Here is a 16,039-nt window from a genome sequence, read left to right as displayed (position 1 = left end):
GTCTTCTCGGACCCCGGAGGGGGGCTCGGGGTTCCCACCCTCACCCGAACCCTCTCCCAGGGGGGAGAGGGAGCATACACGGGGGCAACCCGCGGGACGGGTACCCTCTCCCGGAGGGCGAGGGGAAATGACAACGGGCAGGCCCCCTGTCCGGAGACCTGCCCGCCATCGACTTCAGGGCTGACTCGAGGCCGCGTTAGGCGCGGACCTCGGGAGCCTGCTCCGTCTGGACGGGGACCGACTTCTCCCCACCCTCGGGAGGCGCGATCGGCGTCTTGAACGGAGACGTCTCCAGCGCGGCCTCGAGCACCTCGTCCATGCGGGTGGCGAAGATGAACTCGATCTCGTTCCTCGCCTGCTCCGGCACGTCCTGCAGGTCCTTGCGGCAGCGCTCCGGGAGGATGACGCGCTTGATGCCCGCGCGGTGAGCCGCGAGCACCTTCTCCTTGATGCCGCCCACCGGCAGCACCAGACCCCGCAGCGTGGCCTCGCCGGTCATCGCCGTGTCGCCGCGCACCCGGATGCCCGTGAGCAGGCTGGTGAGCGCGGTGAGGATCGTCACGCCCGCGGAAGGACCATCCTTGGGGATGGAGCCCGCCGGGAAGTGCAGGTGCAGGTCCGTCTTCTCGAGGAAGTTCGGATTGATGCCGAGCGCCTCCGCCTTGCTGCGCAGGTAGCTCAGCGCCGCCGTGGCGCTCTCCTTCATCACGTCGCCCAGCTGGCCGGTGAGCGTCATGCCGCCCTTGCCCGCCATCTTGGTCGCCTCGATGAAGAGCAGGTCTCCACCGGCCGCCGTCCAGGCCAGACCCGTGGACACGCCCGGCACCTCGGTGCGCTCGGCGACCTCGGAGTAGAACATCTCGGGCCCCAGGATCTCCTTCACCCGGTTGCCGTCCACGTTCTGCTTCTCGGTCTTCCCGCCGGCCACTTCCACCGCCACGGCGCGGCAGATGTCCGCGATGCGCCGCTCGAGGTTACGCACACCGGCCTCGCGCGTGTACGCGGTGGTCAGCGTGAGCAGCGCCTCGTCGGTGATGGTGAGGTGATCCGGGCTCAACCCGTGCTCCTTGAGCTGCTTGGGCACCAGGTGGATGCGCGCGATGCTCTGCTTCTCCTCGAAGGTGTAGCCGGACAGCTCGATGATCTCCATGCGGTCACGGAGCGGCCCAGGGATCGGATCCAGCTGGTTCGCCGTGGCGATGAAGAGCACCTTGGACAGGTCGAACGCCACGTCCAGGTAGTGGTCGCTGAACGTGTTGTTCTGCTCCGGGTCCAGCACCTCGAGCAGCGCTGCGCTCGGGTCGCCGCGGAAGTCCGCGCCGAGCTTGTCGATTTCATCCAGCATCATGACCGGGTTCTTGGTCCCGGCCTTCTTCATGCTCTGGATGAACCGGCCCGGCAGCGCGCCGACGTAGGTACGCCGGTGGCCACGGATCTCCGCCTCGTCACGCACGCCGCCGAGCGACAGGCGCACGAACTTGCGGCCCACCGCCTTGGCGATGCTCTGACCCAGCGACGTCTTACCGACACCCGGGGGCCCCACCAGGCAGAGGATGGGCCCGCGCATGTCGTTCTTGAGCTTGCGGACGGCCAGGTACTCCAGGATGCGCTTCTTCACCTTCTTGATGCCGAAGTGATCCTTGTCGAGCGTCTGCCGGGCGTTCTCGATGTCGAGGTTGTCCTCGCTGAGCTTGGCCCAGGGCAGGTCGGCGATCCAATCGAGGTAGGTGCGCGCGACGGTGTACTCGCTGGAGGCCGCCGGAATCGTCTTCAGGCGGTTGAGCTCCTTGTTGGCCACCTTCTCGACCTCGGGCGGCAGGCCGGCCTTCTTCAGGCGCTCCTGCAGCTCGTCGAGCTCCTCCTCCTCCTCGCCCATCTCGCCGAGCTCTTCCTTGATCGCCTTGAGCTGCTGGCGCAGGTAGTACTCGCGCTGGGTCTTCGACATCTCGCCCTTCACGGCGGAGTCGATCTTGTTGGAGAGCTTGAGGATCTCGCGCTTGCGGTTGAGCAGCTCGAGCACGAGCTTCATCCGGGCCTTGAGGTCCACGGTCTCGAGGACGGCCTGCTTCTCCTCGATGGGGACGTCCACGTTGGCGGCGATGAGGTCCGCGAGGTGGCCCGGGTGGGTGATGGACTCCACCAGCTCGGTGGCGGCGGCCGGCAGCTCGGGCATCAGCTCGATGACCTCGCGCGCCAGCTTCTTGAGGTTGATGCCCAGGGCCTCGACCTCGACGTTCTCGGCGGCCGTCCGGTCCTCCACGGCCTCCACGCGGGCCTTGAGGTAGGGGGCCTCCTGCACCAGGTCCATCACGCGGAAGCGCGCCAGACCCTGGACGACGAGCGAGTAGTTGTCCTCGCCCATCTTGAGGAGCTTCACGATGCGGGCCACGGTGCCCATCGTGTAGAGGTCGGAGGCACCCGGGTCCTCCTCCTCGGCGCGGCGCTGGGTGACGACGCCGATCACCTGGTCGTCACGCACCGCGTCCTTGATGAGGGCGATCGTCTTCTGACGGCCCACCGCGAGCGGCAGCACGCCGCCCGGAAAAAACACGGAATTACGCAGGGGGAGGATCGGCAGGACCTGCGGAATGTCCTCCTTGTTGATCATCCCCGGGGGCGCCATCGCGGCCGGCATGGCTGCGGCGCCGGAACCCTTCTTCTTGTCGTCGGACATGTAGTCGATGCCTCGGTTTCCAGCCCGGCCGGAGAGCATCCGGGCCGGTCGAACAACTTAGTTGTCGATCTTCTGTGGGAGTTGACTCAACGTAGCAACCAAAACGGACATGGCAAACGCGACCTGCGTTTTTCGTGTAGGCCGTCGGGTGCCGGACGGTTGCTCGCACATCGCTTGAAGCTGGGGCATGTTGGGTGAGACCCCCCCCCGGACCGCATGTCCAGGAGACCCCCCCATGATGCATCCCATCCGTTCGAGCGCACTGCTGGCCATCGCCCTGTGTTGGGGCGTGGCGTGTACCTCGCCGGTGGAGGAGCCCGGCTCCACGTTGCCCGGCCGTTGCCAGGTGGACGCCCCGCTGATCTCGGCTCAGAAGACGGATCTGCTCTTCGTCATCGACAATTCGGGCTCGATGGCCGAGGAGCAGGCGGCCATCGCCACCGAGCTGCCCGCGTTCCTGGACGAGTTACGGCGGGGTAACGACGTGGAGCAGGACTTCCGCGTGGGAGTCATCACGACGTCGGTATATCTGAACGCGTTCTATGATAACCGCGAGCAGTTCACGGAGTTTCCCGATCAGGCGGGGCGGCTGCAGCCGGTGCCCGACGAGCGGAACCGGCCCACGGCCGAACGCTACCTGGACGAGGGCGATCCGGAGCTGCTGGAGAAGTTCCGCCGCATGGTGAAGGTGGGGACGAGTGGCAGCGGCCAGGAGACGCCCTTCGAGGCGGTGAGGCTGGCGGTGACGCCGCCCTTGTCGACGACGCCGGTGGGCGAGGGAGGCAACGGAGGCTTCCTGAGGGACGGGGCGCGGCTGCTGGTGGTGGTGGTGTCGGACGAGGAGGACTGCAGCTCCACGGAGAGGCCGCCGCGGGTGATGTTGACGGAGGACACGAGCCGGGACCTGTGCAGCGAGCAGGCGGATCGGTTGACGCCGGTGCAGGAGTACGTGCGGCAGTTCCGGAACCTGGTGGATGGGACGGGGGCGCCGCGCGAAGTGCTGTGGGCGACAATCGGGCCCGTGGGGCTGACGGACAAGCGGGCGGAGGCGGTGCTGGATCGGACACCGACGGGGACGTTCGTGCGCAACGTGGACTGCCCGACGTCGTACGGGCCGGGCTACCGGCAGCGGGAGATGGCGTCGCTGTTCGATACGGGGCTGAAGAACCTGGACTCCATCTGCCGGGCGAGCTTCCGGGAGACGCTGGTGTCGATCGCGACGTTGGCGAGGACGGCGCAGAGCATCGAGGTGGTGAACCTGCCGGATGCGAGGTTGGCGCAGGTGAGGGTGACGCGGGAGGACGGCTCGGTGCAGACGTGCAGCGTGGCGGGAGGGGACGTGACGTACGAGCCGGCGACGGAGCGGAGGGCGGCGCGCCTGTACTTCCAGTCCTCGTGCCCGCGGAGGCCGACGGACAAGAAGTTGGAAGTGAAGCTGCTCTGCGCCAACTGAGCGCCCAGCCAACCTCTTGAGGAGCCTACTCGGCCAACCACCCCTCTGCCCAACCACCCCTCTCCCTCCGGGAGAGGGACGGGGTGAGGGTGCCCGGGCCCCGAGTTGAGTCCCTGTAACCCCCCGTTCTCCTTGGGAACAGAGCCAGGGTGAGGCCCTGTCGCCTCCGCTGCGCACCCACCCGGGGAACCGTGAAAAAGAAGCCGCCCGGCTGATCACCAGGCGACATTTCCTGGCGCATGTCAGGCCGCTCGTCATACTGAACCCAGTTTCAGGTCCAGTGTGGGACGAGGGACGTGATGAGTGCTACGGCCGGGAAGGTGTCGGTGACGGTGGAGGCGCTGCGGGAGCAGATCCGCCGGCTGCAGGCGGCGCCGAGGAAGTACCTGGCGGCGCTGCGGACGGGGGTGGAGGCCTTCGACGAGCTGCTGCCGGGGGGAGGGCTGCCGTTGGGGCAGGTGGTGGAGCTGTGGGGGGAGGCGGCCTCGGGGAGGACGAGCCTGGCGCTGAGGGCGGTGGCCTCGGCGCACCGGGAAGGGCGGCTGTGCGCGTACGTGGATGGACCGGGAGAGCTCTACCCGCCGGCGGCGGTGGCGGCGGGGGTGGACCCATCGCGGCTGCTGATCGTGCGGCCGAAGACGTCGGAGCAGCTGGCGTGGTCGGCGGTGCAGCTGGTGCGGAGCGGGGCCTTCGCGTGCGTGGTGTTGGACCTGACGCGAGGGCCACACGGCACGGGAGGAGTGCGGCTGTCCCCGGCGGAGGGCAAGCGGCTGATGGACGCGGCGGTGCGGGGCGGAAGCCTGCTGCTGCTGCTGACGGCGCCGGAGGCCCCGGGGGACGGGATGATGCGTCTGCGCACCGAGGCGCGAGACGAGGAGGGCCTGTCGGTGGAGGTGGTGCGGAGCCGGCAGGGAGGAATCGGCTCGAGGACGCTGGTGCCGTGGAAGGCGCTCTATCCGGAGCTGGAGGGAGGCGAGGCCCCGTGGGGGGCGGAGCTGGCGCCGGCGGAGGACGTGACGGTGCCGGAGATTCCGCGGGAGCAGGCGCCTCGAGAGGGACACCGGGGAATCCTGTGGCAGCGGCCGGGGCGGGACACGCCGATGCCGTCGCTGCGCGCGAGCCTGGATGCGGGCACGGCCCTGCACTGAGGCGAGGGGAGGGGAACGGACATGCGGTTGGGGTATCTGCACTTTTCGCGCTTCCCGGTGCAGCGCAAGGTCATCGAGCTGCCGGAGCTGACGGGCAGACCGTTCGTGCTGGTGGAGGAGGTGCGAGGCCAGCAGCGGGTGGCGTGTGCGTCCACGAGTGCGCTGAAGGCGGGCGTGAAGCAGGGGATGACGGTCACGGCGGCGACGGCGCTGGAGCCCTCGCTGAGACATTTCCCGTACCGGCCGGAGGAGGAGCGGCGGGCGCTGGTGGGCATTGGCGAGATGCTGATGGGGCTGGCGCCGGGGTTCCAGCTGTCGGAGCCGGATGGGCTGTGGTTCGACGCGAGCGCGGCGCACCTGGTGAAGGGGGAGGAGGGGCTGTGCGCGAAGGTGCTGGCGCAGTGCTCGGAGCTGGGGTGGAGGGGGAGGGTGGTGGTGGCCTCGGAGAAGTTCACCGCGAGGGCGCTGGCGCGGCATGGAGCGCCTCGCATGAGCGTGGTGCCGGAAGGAGAGAGCGCGCAGGCATTGGCGCCGCTGCCGCTGAGTGCCCTGGAGGGCCCGGAGCAGACGGCGTTCGCGGCGCTCGGGCTGACGACGCTGGGCGAGGTGGCGGGGCTGCCGGTGGGGGCGGTGACGGCGCGAGGCGGCGCGGTGGGCATGCGGGCGCACGCGCGCTGCCGGGGAGGGGATGAGACCCCGTTCATCGCGGAGGTGCTGGAAGAGGTACTGGAGGAGCGGCTGACGCTGGAGTGGGCGGCCGAGTCGCTGGAGCCGCTGCAGTTCGCGCTGAAGACGGTGCTGGACCGGCTGTGCGGGCGGCTGGGAGGCCGGAAGCGTGCGGCGGTGCGGCTGAACCTGACGTTGAAGCTGGATCCGTCGGGACAGGCGGTGGTGCCGCTGACGCTGGCGAGGCCGACGGCGCAGGCGAAGATGCTGTTGGAGCTGACGCGGCACCGGCTATCGGACGTGCGGCTCGAGGGCCCGGTGGCGGGGCTGATCCTCCGGGTGGAAGAGGACTGCGAGGACCGGGGCCAGCAACTGGCGCTGGGGGACGCCCCCGAGGGAGACGCGGCGCTGGAGGTGGTGCTCTCGCGGCTGGCGACGGCGCTGGGCGAGGACGCGCTCTTCATGGCGGCGCTGGAGGACACGCACCGGCCCGAGGACGCGTATGAGACGAAGACTTTCCGGCCACCGCCCATGAGGCGCGGACTGGAGGGCGAGCTGCTCCAGCCGGTGGAGGCCGCAGAGCCGGTGCCCGAGGTGATGCGGGAGCGGCCCTCGCGGATGCTGGGGACGCCGGCCACGATCGACGTGGAGATGACGGCTTCGGGAGAGCTGCTGGCGGCGAGACTCGGAGGGCGGAGGCGCCGGGTGATGGCGCTGGTGGGCCCGGAGCGGCTGAGCGGGGACTGGTGGGACGCGAGGCCGTACAGCCGCGACTACTACCGGGTGCACTTCGAGGGACTGGGCCCGGCGTGGGTGTTCCGGGACGCGAGGGACGGCCGCTTCTACCTTCAGGGCCTCTTCGATTAGCCCTGTGTATGCCCCCTCTCCCTTTGGGAGAGGGCTGGGGTGAGGGTCATCCATTCATTCCAGGGGGACGCACTGCTTGTGCATCTTCCCTTTGAAGGTCAAGACCGCCGGGACCCAGACGTGCGGCCGAGCGCAACTCCCAGTTGAGCTACCTCTCGATGCGGGAATGGATGCGACCAGACGCGAGCTGCGCTTGCGTGCGTCCATGCCGGGTCTGATTCGAGGTGCCGCAACGCTCGCCAAATGACAAGCGAGAACTCTTCAGCGCTGCCGGCCACCATGAGCGCAGGCGGTGTCCCGTTGGCAATGGCGCGCACTTGGACTCGGTCGCCTACGCGCTGGAAGACCCACGTTGCCTCGGCCGGCTCAAGAAACCACACGACGCGCGCCTCCTGCTGCCCGGTGGCGATGTCCAGGGCGGCTGCCGCCAGCATCGCGAGCGAGTCGCCCGGCACGTCCGACACCTCGAGTGACACGCTGCTATTGGCATCAGCGAGTTCAACGCCCAGCCAACCGTGGTGCGGCGATCCGAATTTCAATTCGAGGTGGCTCATGTCCCCGTCCTCCTGAGGGGTCCAGCTTTTACGGGCTCGGGGTCTTCAACCGCTTCAGCTTCTTCTCCAGCCCAAGTGACACGCGCACCTGATTGTCCGCCGTCACCACCACCGCGGAGGCGCCGTACTTCTCCGCGAGCGCCAGTCCCTCCTGGCCTCCGAGGATGAACACGGACTTCGTCAGCACCTCCGCGTCCACCGCGCTCGGCGCGAGCACCGTCGCCGAGCGCGAGGCCGTCGCCGGGTAGCACGTCCGCGGATCGATGATGTGGTGGTAGCGCTTGCCCTCCAGCACGAAGAAGTTCTCGTAGTCCCCGCTCGTCGAGAACGCCGCGTCGGAGACCTCGAGCACCGCGAACACACTGTCCGGCTCGCCGCGTGGATCCCGGATCCCCACCTTCCAGGGCCGGCCTGCCTTCTTCCCCGCCGCGTAGAAGTCACCCCCGGCCTGCACGAAGAAGTCCTTGAACCCCTGTCCCCGCAGCTTCTTCACCGCATCGTCCACACCCCAGCCCTTCGCCAGCCCTCCCAACCCCAACTGCATCCCCGCGCGCTTCAGCCGCACGCCGCACCCGGGCGCCCCTCCGTCCGCCGCTGGCGCGAACTCCAGGTCCTCGTACGAGATGAGCGCGCACCGCTTCTTCAGCTCGGCCGCGTCCGGCAGGGCAGGGGTCAGGTCCGTCCCGAAGCGCCACATCCCCCGCAGCGCCGCCCACGTCGGATCGAACAGCCCTCCCGTCTCCTCCGCCCCCTGCACCCCGCGCCGTAGCGCCGCGCACAGATCCTCGGGCACCGCCACCCACTCCCCATCTCCCGCCTTGCGGTTCACCGCAGACAGCTCGCTGTCCGGGCGCCACTCGTTCATCACCTGGTTGACGCGCTCGAAGGCTCCGAAGGCCGCGTCGAACCCCTCGCGCGCCTTCTCCGCCGTGCCTCCCACCAGCGTCACCGTCACCGTCGTCCCCATCATCGGACGCGTCTCGGTGCGGACTCGCGGAGCGGGTGCAGCGGCCAGGACCACCACCAGCAGGGCACTCAGCATCATGGCCTCCTCTGTCACATGAGCGGGCCTGCTGGTGCCACCAGTCCCCTCAACTTGACCTCCTACCCGGGGTCGTATTACGCCATTGGTTCTCGGTTTTTGAGAATGAATCTCAAAATCATTCACTCCGCATCCAACGCACCAGGAGCAACGGCGCAGGGGACGATGACCTCCCGGGCCTTCGCGGGTGCCCTCGCCATGTTGGTGGGGGCCGGAGTGATGGCGCGCGTGCTCGCGCTGCCCCGGCTCCTGCCGGACCTGGACGCGGTGAATTTCGCGCGCTCGCTCGGCCGCTTCGATCTCGCCGCGCAGGCCCCGCACTTCCCGGGCTACCCGGTGTACGTGGCCCTCGCCCGGCTGGCCTCGGCCGCCGGTGCCTCCGAGGTGCTCGCGCTGGCCCTGCCCGGACTCGTCCTCGGCGCGGTGGCCATCGGCGCGCTGGGCCTTGTCCTGCGGCCGTACCTCGGGGCCGCCGGGGCGCTGGTGGCCTCGGCCCTGCTGGCCCTGCTGCCCCTCCCCGTGCTCTTCGGCGCCACCCCTGGCTCGGATGGGACGGGCCTCGCGTTCCTGGTGCTCGCCGCCTGTGCTGTGCTGTTGGTGCGCGACTCCGCGCCTCGCGCGGCGGTGCTGGCGGGCGCGGTGGCGGGCGTGGCGCTCGGAGCCCGGCCCTCGTTCCTCCCGGCGCTGCTCGGACTGGCCCTCCTGATGCCTCGCGGCCAGCGGCTGGCGGCGCTCACGGGCGCCGGAATCGGCGTGGGCGCGTGGCTCGTGCCCCTGGTGGTCCTCACGGGCCCGGCGGAGCTGCTGCGCATCTGCTCGGGCTTCCTGCTCGGCCACGCGGGGAAGTGGGGCGGCACCGTGGCCGTGCGCCCGGATCTCGGCTGGCGGCTGGAGCACTTCGGCTTCGACATCCTGGCCGCGGGCCTCGGGTTGCCCTGGCCCGGCGTGGACGGTGACTCCGTGGCCGTGCTCGCCGCGCGGCTCCTCCTGGCGCTCGGCCTGGCCGGGGCGCTGGGGGCGCTCGTCCACGCGGGCCTCCGCGCGTCCCTGTCCGCCACCGAGCGCCGCGTGGCGCGGCTGGCCCTGGCGCTCGGCGTCCCCTACGCGGCGTGGATGTTCCTCGGGCAGAACCTGCTCAAGGCGCGCCATGCCCTGCCCGTGGTGCTCGCGCTGGCGCTGCTGGCCGCGGTGGGCGTGGCGGTGCTCGCCCGCGCCTGGCCTGCCCGGGTGTCCCTCCTCGTGGCCGGAGCCCTCGCCGTGAGCACCGCGGCCGTCATGCTGCCGGTGGCGCTCGAACAGGGCCGCGAGCCCTCGCCCGCGGCGCGCCTCGTGGCGCACGTGTCCTCCACGCTGGCCCCGTCCGGCACGCTGCTCTTCACCGGCGAGGAAGCACGGCTCTTCGAGCACTACGTGCCCCACGTCCGTGCCGGCCGTCCCGCCACGGGCGAGCAGCTGCGCCGCGAGGTGGAGCGCGTGGCCGCCGCCGGGGCGGACGTCTACGTCACCTCCACCGCTCCCGGGGCCGAGGCGCTCGCGCCCCACCTGGAGCCCGTGTCGCGCTTCACGTGCGGCCGGCGTGTGCGCTCGCACGCCCACGACATCGTCCTCTTCCACTACCGGCCCGCGCCGCCGGCTCCTCCCGAGAAGGTCCTCTGATGCGCGCCCGTCTGCTCCTCGCCTTCGCGCTCTGCCTCGCCGCGTGCAGGGACTCCAAGCCCGCGGACTTCCAGCCCGTGCAGGACTCGGCGAAGGGCGCGCCCCGCGTGTCCGTGTCCTTCAACCGCATCATCTCCGGCCGCTATCGAGCCATCGCGCCCTCGTGCATCGGGCAGCGGTACACGGTGGACGTGGCGCCGGGCACGGCGGAGTTCCCCCGGTCGGGCGGCCTGTCCATGCGGCCGGAGCAGATCGTCGAGTTCCGCAACTACCAGCCCGACGTGCCGACCAACGTCACCTCGCTGTCGTCGCCCGCGCCGCTCTTCAGCCCCAACCTGGTGCGCCCCTACAACGTGAGCACCGAGTCCGGGGAGACGTTCTCCTATTGGCGCTACGCCTTCCCGAAGCCGGGCGTCTACGAGTACTTCGATACCAACATGGGGAGTCCGGGCCGCGAGGTGGTGGACTCGTACTACGGCACGGTCACGTACGTGGGAGAGTCGGACGCGCCCAAGGCGGTGGTGTGCGTGGACCCGGCCAACTGCCAGGCGACGCCCGAGTGCCTGGCCGGCACCGCGCCCGAGGGCACCGTGTGCTGCGCGTGCGTGGGCGTGTGCTGTGAGGACGCTCCCCAGTGCACCTCGGACAAGACGTGCCTGCGTGGCCGCTGCGTGGACGTCGAGACGGGCGAGTGATTCGTATGACTTCGAGAGCCACCGTGCCGAGCCGCCATCACCTGTTCCTGCTGTCCCTGCTGCTCGCGCCCCTGACGGGTCTGGCGCAAGAAGAGGGCTCCACGCCGGCCCGGCCGGCCGAGGACGCGCCCCGAGTGCCCGACGCGGAGAAACCGAAGCAGGACGAGGGCCCCAAGCTGGACCTGGAAGGGCTGGAGGATCCAGCTGGGACGGGCACGGCGGTGCCGGTGCCCAACGCCGAGACGCCCGGGCAGGCGGGGCAGGAGACCTTCACCGAGCGGCTCCAGCCCACCACCACGCTGGCGCAGCGGGCGGCGGCGATCCTCGACCGGACGACGCTGGGCGGCTACGCCGAGCACGACTTCATCCTGCCGCAGCAGGGCGTGTCCACGTTCCGCAACCACCGGTACGTGCTCTTCGTCTACAGCCACATCTCCGAGCGCGTCTCCACGGCGACGGAGATCGAGTTCGAGTTCGCGGGCAGCCCGCTCAAGCGTGACGGCATCCTGGGCGCGGGAGAGGTGCTGCTCGAGTTCTCGGTGGTGGACCTGATGCTGACGGACTGGGCCACCTTCCGGGCGGGCGTCATCCTGGTGCCGGTGGGCGCGTACAACCTGCGGCACGACGCTCCGGCGCAGGAGCTGCCCGAGCGGCCCATCGCGTACACGACGGTCGTCCCCACCACCTGGTTCGAGTCCGGCGCGGGCTTCCTGGGCGGCTTCGACCTGGGCCGGGACTGGCGGCTGTCCTACGAGGTGTACGCGGTCAACGGCCTGGACGCGAAGATCCTCGATGGCCAGGGGTTCCGGGCGGCGCGAGGCAGCCACCTGGAGGACAACAACGACGACAAGGCCCTCACCGGCCGCGTGTCCGTCTCGCCCTTCCTGGGCCTGGAGGCGGGCCTGTCCGGCTACACGGGCGCGTATGACCTCGAGGGCCGCCGGGTGAACATGGTCAACGCCGACGTCTTCTGGCGGCTCGGCGCCCTGGACCTCACGGGCGAGGTGGTGCGCGCCTTCATCGATCCCGGCTACGTGCAGGGCTTCCCGAACAACTCGACGGCCAACACGCGCGACCGGGTGCCCACCGGGATGTTCGGCTTCTACGGGCAGGCCAACTACCGCTTCCGCATCGAGCCCTTCTTCCGGCTGCTGCCGGACGAGTGGAAGGAGGGCCACTTCACGGCCTCGCTCCGCTACGAGGAGAAGGACACCGACACGGAGTTCATCACCGCGGGAGACGTGGCGCGGCTGACGCTCGGCCTGAACTTCCGGCCGCTGCCGCCCTACGTGCTGAAGACGAGCTACTTCTGGGAGAAGAGCGGCGGAGACGGAGTGCAGCCGCACGCGTGGTCGGGCGACTTCTGGAAGGACGGCCATTGGACGTTCCTGGCCAGCGTGGCCTACCTCTTCTGAGAGCCGGGGAACCGATGCGTGCCTTGTTGCTGGCCACCAGTGTGTTGCTCGCCGCCGCGTGCGGCGGGAAGGCCGTGCGTCCGGAGGGGGCTCCGTCGCGGGTGGTGGTGGTGGGCGCGTCGGTGGTGCAGAAGCCCGCGCCGCGAGGGCTCACCGGAGACGTATTCGGCTCGGAGGAGCCGCGCGACGTGGTGGCCCGGGAAGGCGCCGAGGCGCTGCGCACCCGGGGCTACGAGGTGCTGGGCGTGGAGTTGACGGGAGGGCCGGCGCCGTCGGTGGAGCAGTCCGCGGCCCTGGCGCGCCAGTACGGCGCGGACGCGGCGGTGGTGCTGGTGCTGACCCGGCTGGACGTGTCGGCGGTGCAGCCGCTCGGGCGGGCCGAGGTCCAGCTGGAGTGGATGATGGTGGGCCCGGATGGCCGGGTCCTGTCGAGCGACGAGCGCCGGAGCGCCACGTCGCAGAATCTCTATCGCGCCCGGACGGATTGGCGCTCGCATGTCAGGCAGGCCGTCATCCAGGCGGTTCGGGAGTTGCCATGAGCGTGGTAAGGGGAAGCCCTGTGAAGCACCTGGCGCTGGCACTGGTGGTGGGGTTGTGGCTCGGAGCGTCGCTGCCCGCGCGGGCGGCGGGGACGTTCTTCACGACGCCGCAGGTCCTCAAGGAGTTCTTCCCCAAGAGCCAGCGCGTCACCTACCGCAAGGTGAAGCTCGGTCCCGCCGAGCTGGCCGCGGTGCAGGGGCGGCTGGGCTACAGGCCGGCCAGGCCCGAGTACGTCATCTTCGTGGCCACCACGGGTGAGCACGTGGACGGCTACGCCATCATCGACGAGGAGCTGGGCCAGCACGAGCAGATCACCTTCGCGGTGAAGCTGTCGCCCGAGGGCGTGGTGGAGCGCCACGAGGTGATGGTGTACCGGGAGTCGTACGGCGAGGAGATCACCGACTCGCGCTTCCGCCGGCAGTTCCAGGGGAAGACGGCGAAGGATCCGGTGCGGGCGGGGGTGGACATCGACGTGGTGACGGGAGCGACCATCTCGTCGAGGTCGATGGCCATGGGGGTGCGCCGCGCGCTCGTGCTGCTGGACGAGCTCATTCTCAAACCCGATCAGGATGCGCCCAAGGGGTAGCCTTCTCGTGCGTCAGTTCGCCCGGCCGTTTCCCATCACCCGCCTGTCGCTGGAGGCACGCGTCCTCTACACCGGGTTCCTGCTGTTCCTGGTGCTGGGCTTCATGTCCTCGGTGTGGCTGTACGCGGACTCGTTCGGAGGCCTCTCCGGGCGGAGCACCGCGGAGTACTACCGGGGTGGGGCCGCTTCGGCCGAGCCCTCGCCCGGAGTGGACGCGGCGGGAGGCCCGGCGCTGGAGCTGCCCCCGGATGGCCCGGCGCTGGAGCTGCCCGGAGAGACGGCGGCCGCCGCGCCCATGAGGCTGGAGAAGCCCGCGCGCCAGGTGATGGAGACGTTCCACTTCCATCTGTTCACGGTGCCGGTGGTGCTGCTGATTGTCGGGCACCTCTTCATGCTGACGGCGCTGTCCACGCGGCTGAAGGTGGGCGTCATCACGGTGGCCTCGGTGGCGACGTTCGTGCACCTGCTGGCGCCGCTGCTGGTGCGCTTCGTGGGGCCCCAATGGGGCTGGCTGATGCCGGTGTCGGTGGTGGGCGCGGCGGTGGGGTGGTTGCCGATGCTGGTGTGGCCCCTCTGGGAGATGTGGCGGCCGGTGCCGGCCTCGGAGGCGGAGACGGGATGATCAGCGTCGTCATCCCCGCTCGCGACGAGGTGCACGCCATCGCCGGAGTGGTGCGGCGGGTGGGAGCGGCCCTGGCGGGGGAGGCGCACGAGATTCTCGTGGTGGACGATGGCTCGTGGGACGGCACGGGCGCGGTGGCGCGCGAGGCCGGGGCGCGGGTGCTGACCTTGACCGGGGTGGGCTACGGCGCGGCGATCAAGGCCGGAGCCGCCCAGGCGCGCGGCTCGCTGCTGGCGCTCATCGACGCGGACGGCACGTACCCGGAAGCGGCGCTGCCGCGGCTGCTGTCGGCGGTGCGCGGGGGCGCGCGGCAGGCGATTGGCGCGCGGCCGAAGCTCGGAGCCTCCGAGCCCTTCGCTCGCTCGGCGGTGAAGGCGCTCTTCCGGGGCGCGGTGCGGTGGCTGGGAGGCTTCGAGGCGCCGGATCTCAACTCGGGCCTGAGGGTGCTGCGCACGTCGGATCTGCTGTCGCTCGCGCCGGTGCTGCCGGACCGCTTCTCGCTCACCACGACGCTGACGCTGGCGCTGGCGGCGGCGGGAGACCCCATCGTCTTCCTGCCCATCGACTACCACGCGCGCGTGGGCCGCTCGAAGTGGCGGCCGGTGCGCGACACGTGGCTGATGGGCCGCACGGTGGCGCGAGGCATCGGCTGGCTGCGCGAGGGCCGGGCGCCGGGGACGCTCGCGGCGCTGGAGCTGCCGGCCGTGGGAGGCACGGGGTGAGCGCGACGGTGGTGATCGGCGCGGGGCCCTCGGGACTGGCCGCGGCGCATGCGCTCGTCCAGGCCGGGAAGCGGGTGGTGGTGCTCGAGGCGGCCGCGCAGGTGGGCGGACTGTCGGGCTCGTTCGACTTCGCGGGCTTCAAGGTGGACTACGGCCCGCACCGGCTGCACCAGGCGGCGGGGCCGGAGGTGCTGGCGCTCTACCGGGCGGCCCTGGGCGGCGCGCTGCACGTGAGGGCCCGCAGCGGCATGGTGCACGTGGGCGGAAGGCGGCTGCCGTACCCGCTGTCGCTGCTCGGCCTCGCGCGAGGGCTGGGGCTCTCCGAGGTGGCGAGGCACGGGCTGTCGGCGGTGATGGCGCGGCTGCGTCCACCCGAGGGAAGCCACTTCGGAGCGGAGGCGGCGCGGCGGCTGGGACGGCACGCGGTGCAGGTGCTGTACGGGCCCGCGGCGAGGAAGGTGTGGGGCCTGGCGCCGGAGGAGCTGGATGCCTCGCTGGGGCGGGCGCGGGTGCAGAAAGGCGGCCCGCTGGCGGTGGTGCGCGCGGCACTGGGGCGTGGAGGCTCGTCGGCGGGGCGGAGGTACTTCTACCCGGAGGGCGGAGCGGGCGCGCTGGCCGAGGGACTGGCGGAAGGCATCCGCCGGGCCGGTGGCGAGGTGCGCTGTGGCGCGGCGGCCGAGGGGCTGGTGCTGGAGCGCGGGCGGGTGAGGGCGGTGGTGGTGGAGGGGCGGGAGCTGTCGGCGGAGTCGGTGGTGGCGACGGTGCCGCTGACGTTGCTGTGCGAGTGGACGGGGCGGCCGGAGGCGGCCGAGGGACTGGGCTACCGGGCCCTGACGCTGCTGTACCTGCTGCTCGCGACGCAGCGGGGCACGCCGCAGGACGTGCACTACTTCGCGGACGAGCGCCTCCCGGCCAACCGGCTCTTCGAGGCGAGGAACTTCCTGGGCGGCGAGGGGCCCCCTGGCCGGACGGTGGTGGGCTTCGATCTGCCGTGTGGGGTAGGGGACGGCATCTGGCGGGCCTCGCCGGAGGAGCTCACGGAGCGGGTGCGCCCGGCGCTGGAGCGGACGGGGCTGGCGGGAGTGGAGGTGCTGGGGGCCCGGGTGCGGCGCATGGCGGCGGCCTATCCCCTGTACCGAAAGGGCTTCGCGGCGGCGCGGGAGCGAGCGTTGAACGCATTGAGTGAGGTCGAGGGCCTCTACCCGGTGGGGCGGAGCGCACTGTTCGTCCATGACAACGTGCACCACGCGTGCGCGGCGGGTCTGGCGGTAGGGAGGCTGGTCTCGGAAGGCGCGAGTTCCCGCGTCTGGCGCGGCCGGCAGCAACCCTTTCTCGAAACGCAGATCGAGGACTGACTCGGTGCTATGTCCCCTCTCCTTGTGGGGGAGGGCCAGGAGTT

At 70.8% G+C, this 16,039-nt stretch carries 14 protein-coding genes; 11 read left to right on the top strand and 3 right to left on the bottom strand.

Going from position 1 to position 16,039, the window contains the following annotated elements:
- Nucleotides 1–196: 196 nt before the first annotated feature.
- The gene (gene lon / locus NR798_RS26095) at nucleotides 197–2,674 is read right to left on the bottom strand and encodes an endopeptidase La (RefSeq protein ID WP_375765210.1); all 2,478 of its coding nucleotides are present in this window, start codon (nucleotides 2,672–2,674) and stop codon (nucleotides 197–199) included.
- A 235-nt stretch (nucleotides 2,675–2,909) separates the two neighbouring features.
- Here lon and NR798_RS26090 point away from each other — a divergent pair, with 235 nt between their 5' ends.
- The 3 genes from NR798_RS26090 (at nucleotide 2,910) to NR798_RS26080 (ending at nucleotide 6,808) form a co-directional block, all read left to right on the top strand.
- Nucleotides 2,910–4,127, top strand: a complete 1,218-nt coding sequence (locus NR798_RS26090; protein ID WP_375765209.1) for a vWA domain-containing protein — start codon at nucleotides 2,910–2,912, stop codon at nucleotides 4,125–4,127.
- 299 nt (nucleotides 4,128–4,426) lie between these two features.
- A complete protein-coding gene (locus tag NR798_RS26085) occupies nucleotides 4,427–5,275 on the top strand; it encodes an ImuA family protein (protein ID WP_375765208.1) in 849 nt (282 codons plus the stop codon).
- A gap of 21 nt (nucleotides 5,276–5,296) precedes the next feature.
- On the top strand, nucleotides 5,297–6,808 hold the full coding sequence (locus NR798_RS26080) for a DNA polymerase Y family protein (protein WP_375765207.1): 1,512 nt from the start codon (nucleotides 5,297–5,299) through the stop codon (nucleotides 6,806–6,808).
- 98 nt (nucleotides 6,809–6,906) lie between these two features.
- Here the strand turns inward: NR798_RS26080 and NR798_RS26075 are convergent, their stop codons facing one another.
- Complete coding sequence (locus NR798_RS26075; RefSeq protein WP_375765206.1) at nucleotides 6,907–7,362, bottom strand: hypothetical protein; 456 nt, start codon at nucleotides 7,360–7,362, stop codon at nucleotides 6,907–6,909.
- 28 nt (nucleotides 7,363–7,390) lie between these two features.
- Nucleotides 7,391–8,407, bottom strand: a complete 1,017-nt coding sequence (locus NR798_RS26070; protein WP_375765205.1) for an FAD:protein FMN transferase — start codon at nucleotides 8,405–8,407, stop codon at nucleotides 7,391–7,393.
- Between the two features lie 162 nt (nucleotides 8,408–8,569).
- Here NR798_RS26070 and NR798_RS26065 point away from each other — a divergent pair, with 162 nt between their 5' ends.
- Genes NR798_RS26065 through NR798_RS26030 form a run of 8 tightly spaced genes read left to right on the top strand, consistent with a single transcriptional unit; the run spans nucleotide 8,570 to nucleotide 15,995 of the window.
- Nucleotides 8,570–10,060, top strand: a complete 1,491-nt coding sequence (locus NR798_RS26065) for a glycosyltransferase family 39 protein (protein ID WP_375765204.1) — start codon at nucleotides 8,570–8,572, stop codon at nucleotides 10,058–10,060.
- Nucleotides 10,060–10,755: a hypothetical protein gene (locus NR798_RS26060; protein WP_375765203.1), complete on the top strand. Its 696-nt coding sequence runs from the start codon at nucleotides 10,060–10,062 to the stop codon at nucleotides 10,753–10,755. Before NR798_RS26065 ends, NR798_RS26060 begins: the two co-directional genes overlap by 1 nt.
- 5 nt (nucleotides 10,756–10,760) lie before the next feature.
- Nucleotides 10,761–12,170: a hypothetical protein gene (locus tag NR798_RS26055; RefSeq protein WP_375765202.1), complete on the top strand. Its 1,410-nt coding sequence runs from the start codon at nucleotides 10,761–10,763 to the stop codon at nucleotides 12,168–12,170.
- A gap of 14 nt (nucleotides 12,171–12,184) precedes the next feature.
- Complete coding sequence (locus NR798_RS26050; protein WP_375765201.1) at nucleotides 12,185–12,709, top strand: hypothetical protein; 525 nt, start codon at nucleotides 12,185–12,187, stop codon at nucleotides 12,707–12,709.
- Nucleotides 12,706–13,296 carry an FMN-binding protein gene (locus NR798_RS26045; protein ID WP_375765200.1) on the top strand — a complete coding sequence of 197 codons (591 nt, stop codon included), beginning with the start codon at nucleotides 12,706–12,708 and terminating at the stop codon, nucleotides 13,294–13,296. Before NR798_RS26050 ends, NR798_RS26045 begins: the two co-directional genes overlap by 4 nt.
- Nucleotides 13,297–13,303: 7 nt before the next feature.
- Complete coding sequence (locus NR798_RS26040) at nucleotides 13,304–13,918, top strand: hypothetical protein (protein WP_375765199.1); 615 nt, start codon at nucleotides 13,304–13,306, stop codon at nucleotides 13,916–13,918.
- Entirely contained in the window at nucleotides 13,915–14,640 is a 726-nt protein-coding gene (locus NR798_RS26035) for a glycosyltransferase family 2 protein (protein WP_375765198.1), read from the top strand. Before NR798_RS26040 ends, NR798_RS26035 begins: the two co-directional genes overlap by 4 nt.
- Nucleotides 14,637–15,995, top strand: coding sequence for a protoporphyrinogen/coproporphyrinogen oxidase (locus NR798_RS26030; protein WP_375765197.1), 1,359 nt, complete (start codon nucleotides 14,637–14,639; stop codon nucleotides 15,993–15,995). The genes NR798_RS26035 and NR798_RS26030 overlap by 4 nt, the downstream gene beginning before the upstream one ends.
- Nucleotides 15,996–16,039 lie beyond the last annotated feature (44 nt).

The sequence above is a fragment of the Archangium gephyra genome (assembly GCF_042230915.1).
GTDB classification, from domain to species: Bacteria; Myxococcota; Myxococcia; order Myxococcales; family Myxococcaceae; genus Archangium; species Archangium gephyra_B.
The sequence above is the reverse complement of the archived record's forward strand: the minus strand, read 5'-3'. Positions and strand labels throughout refer to the sequence as shown.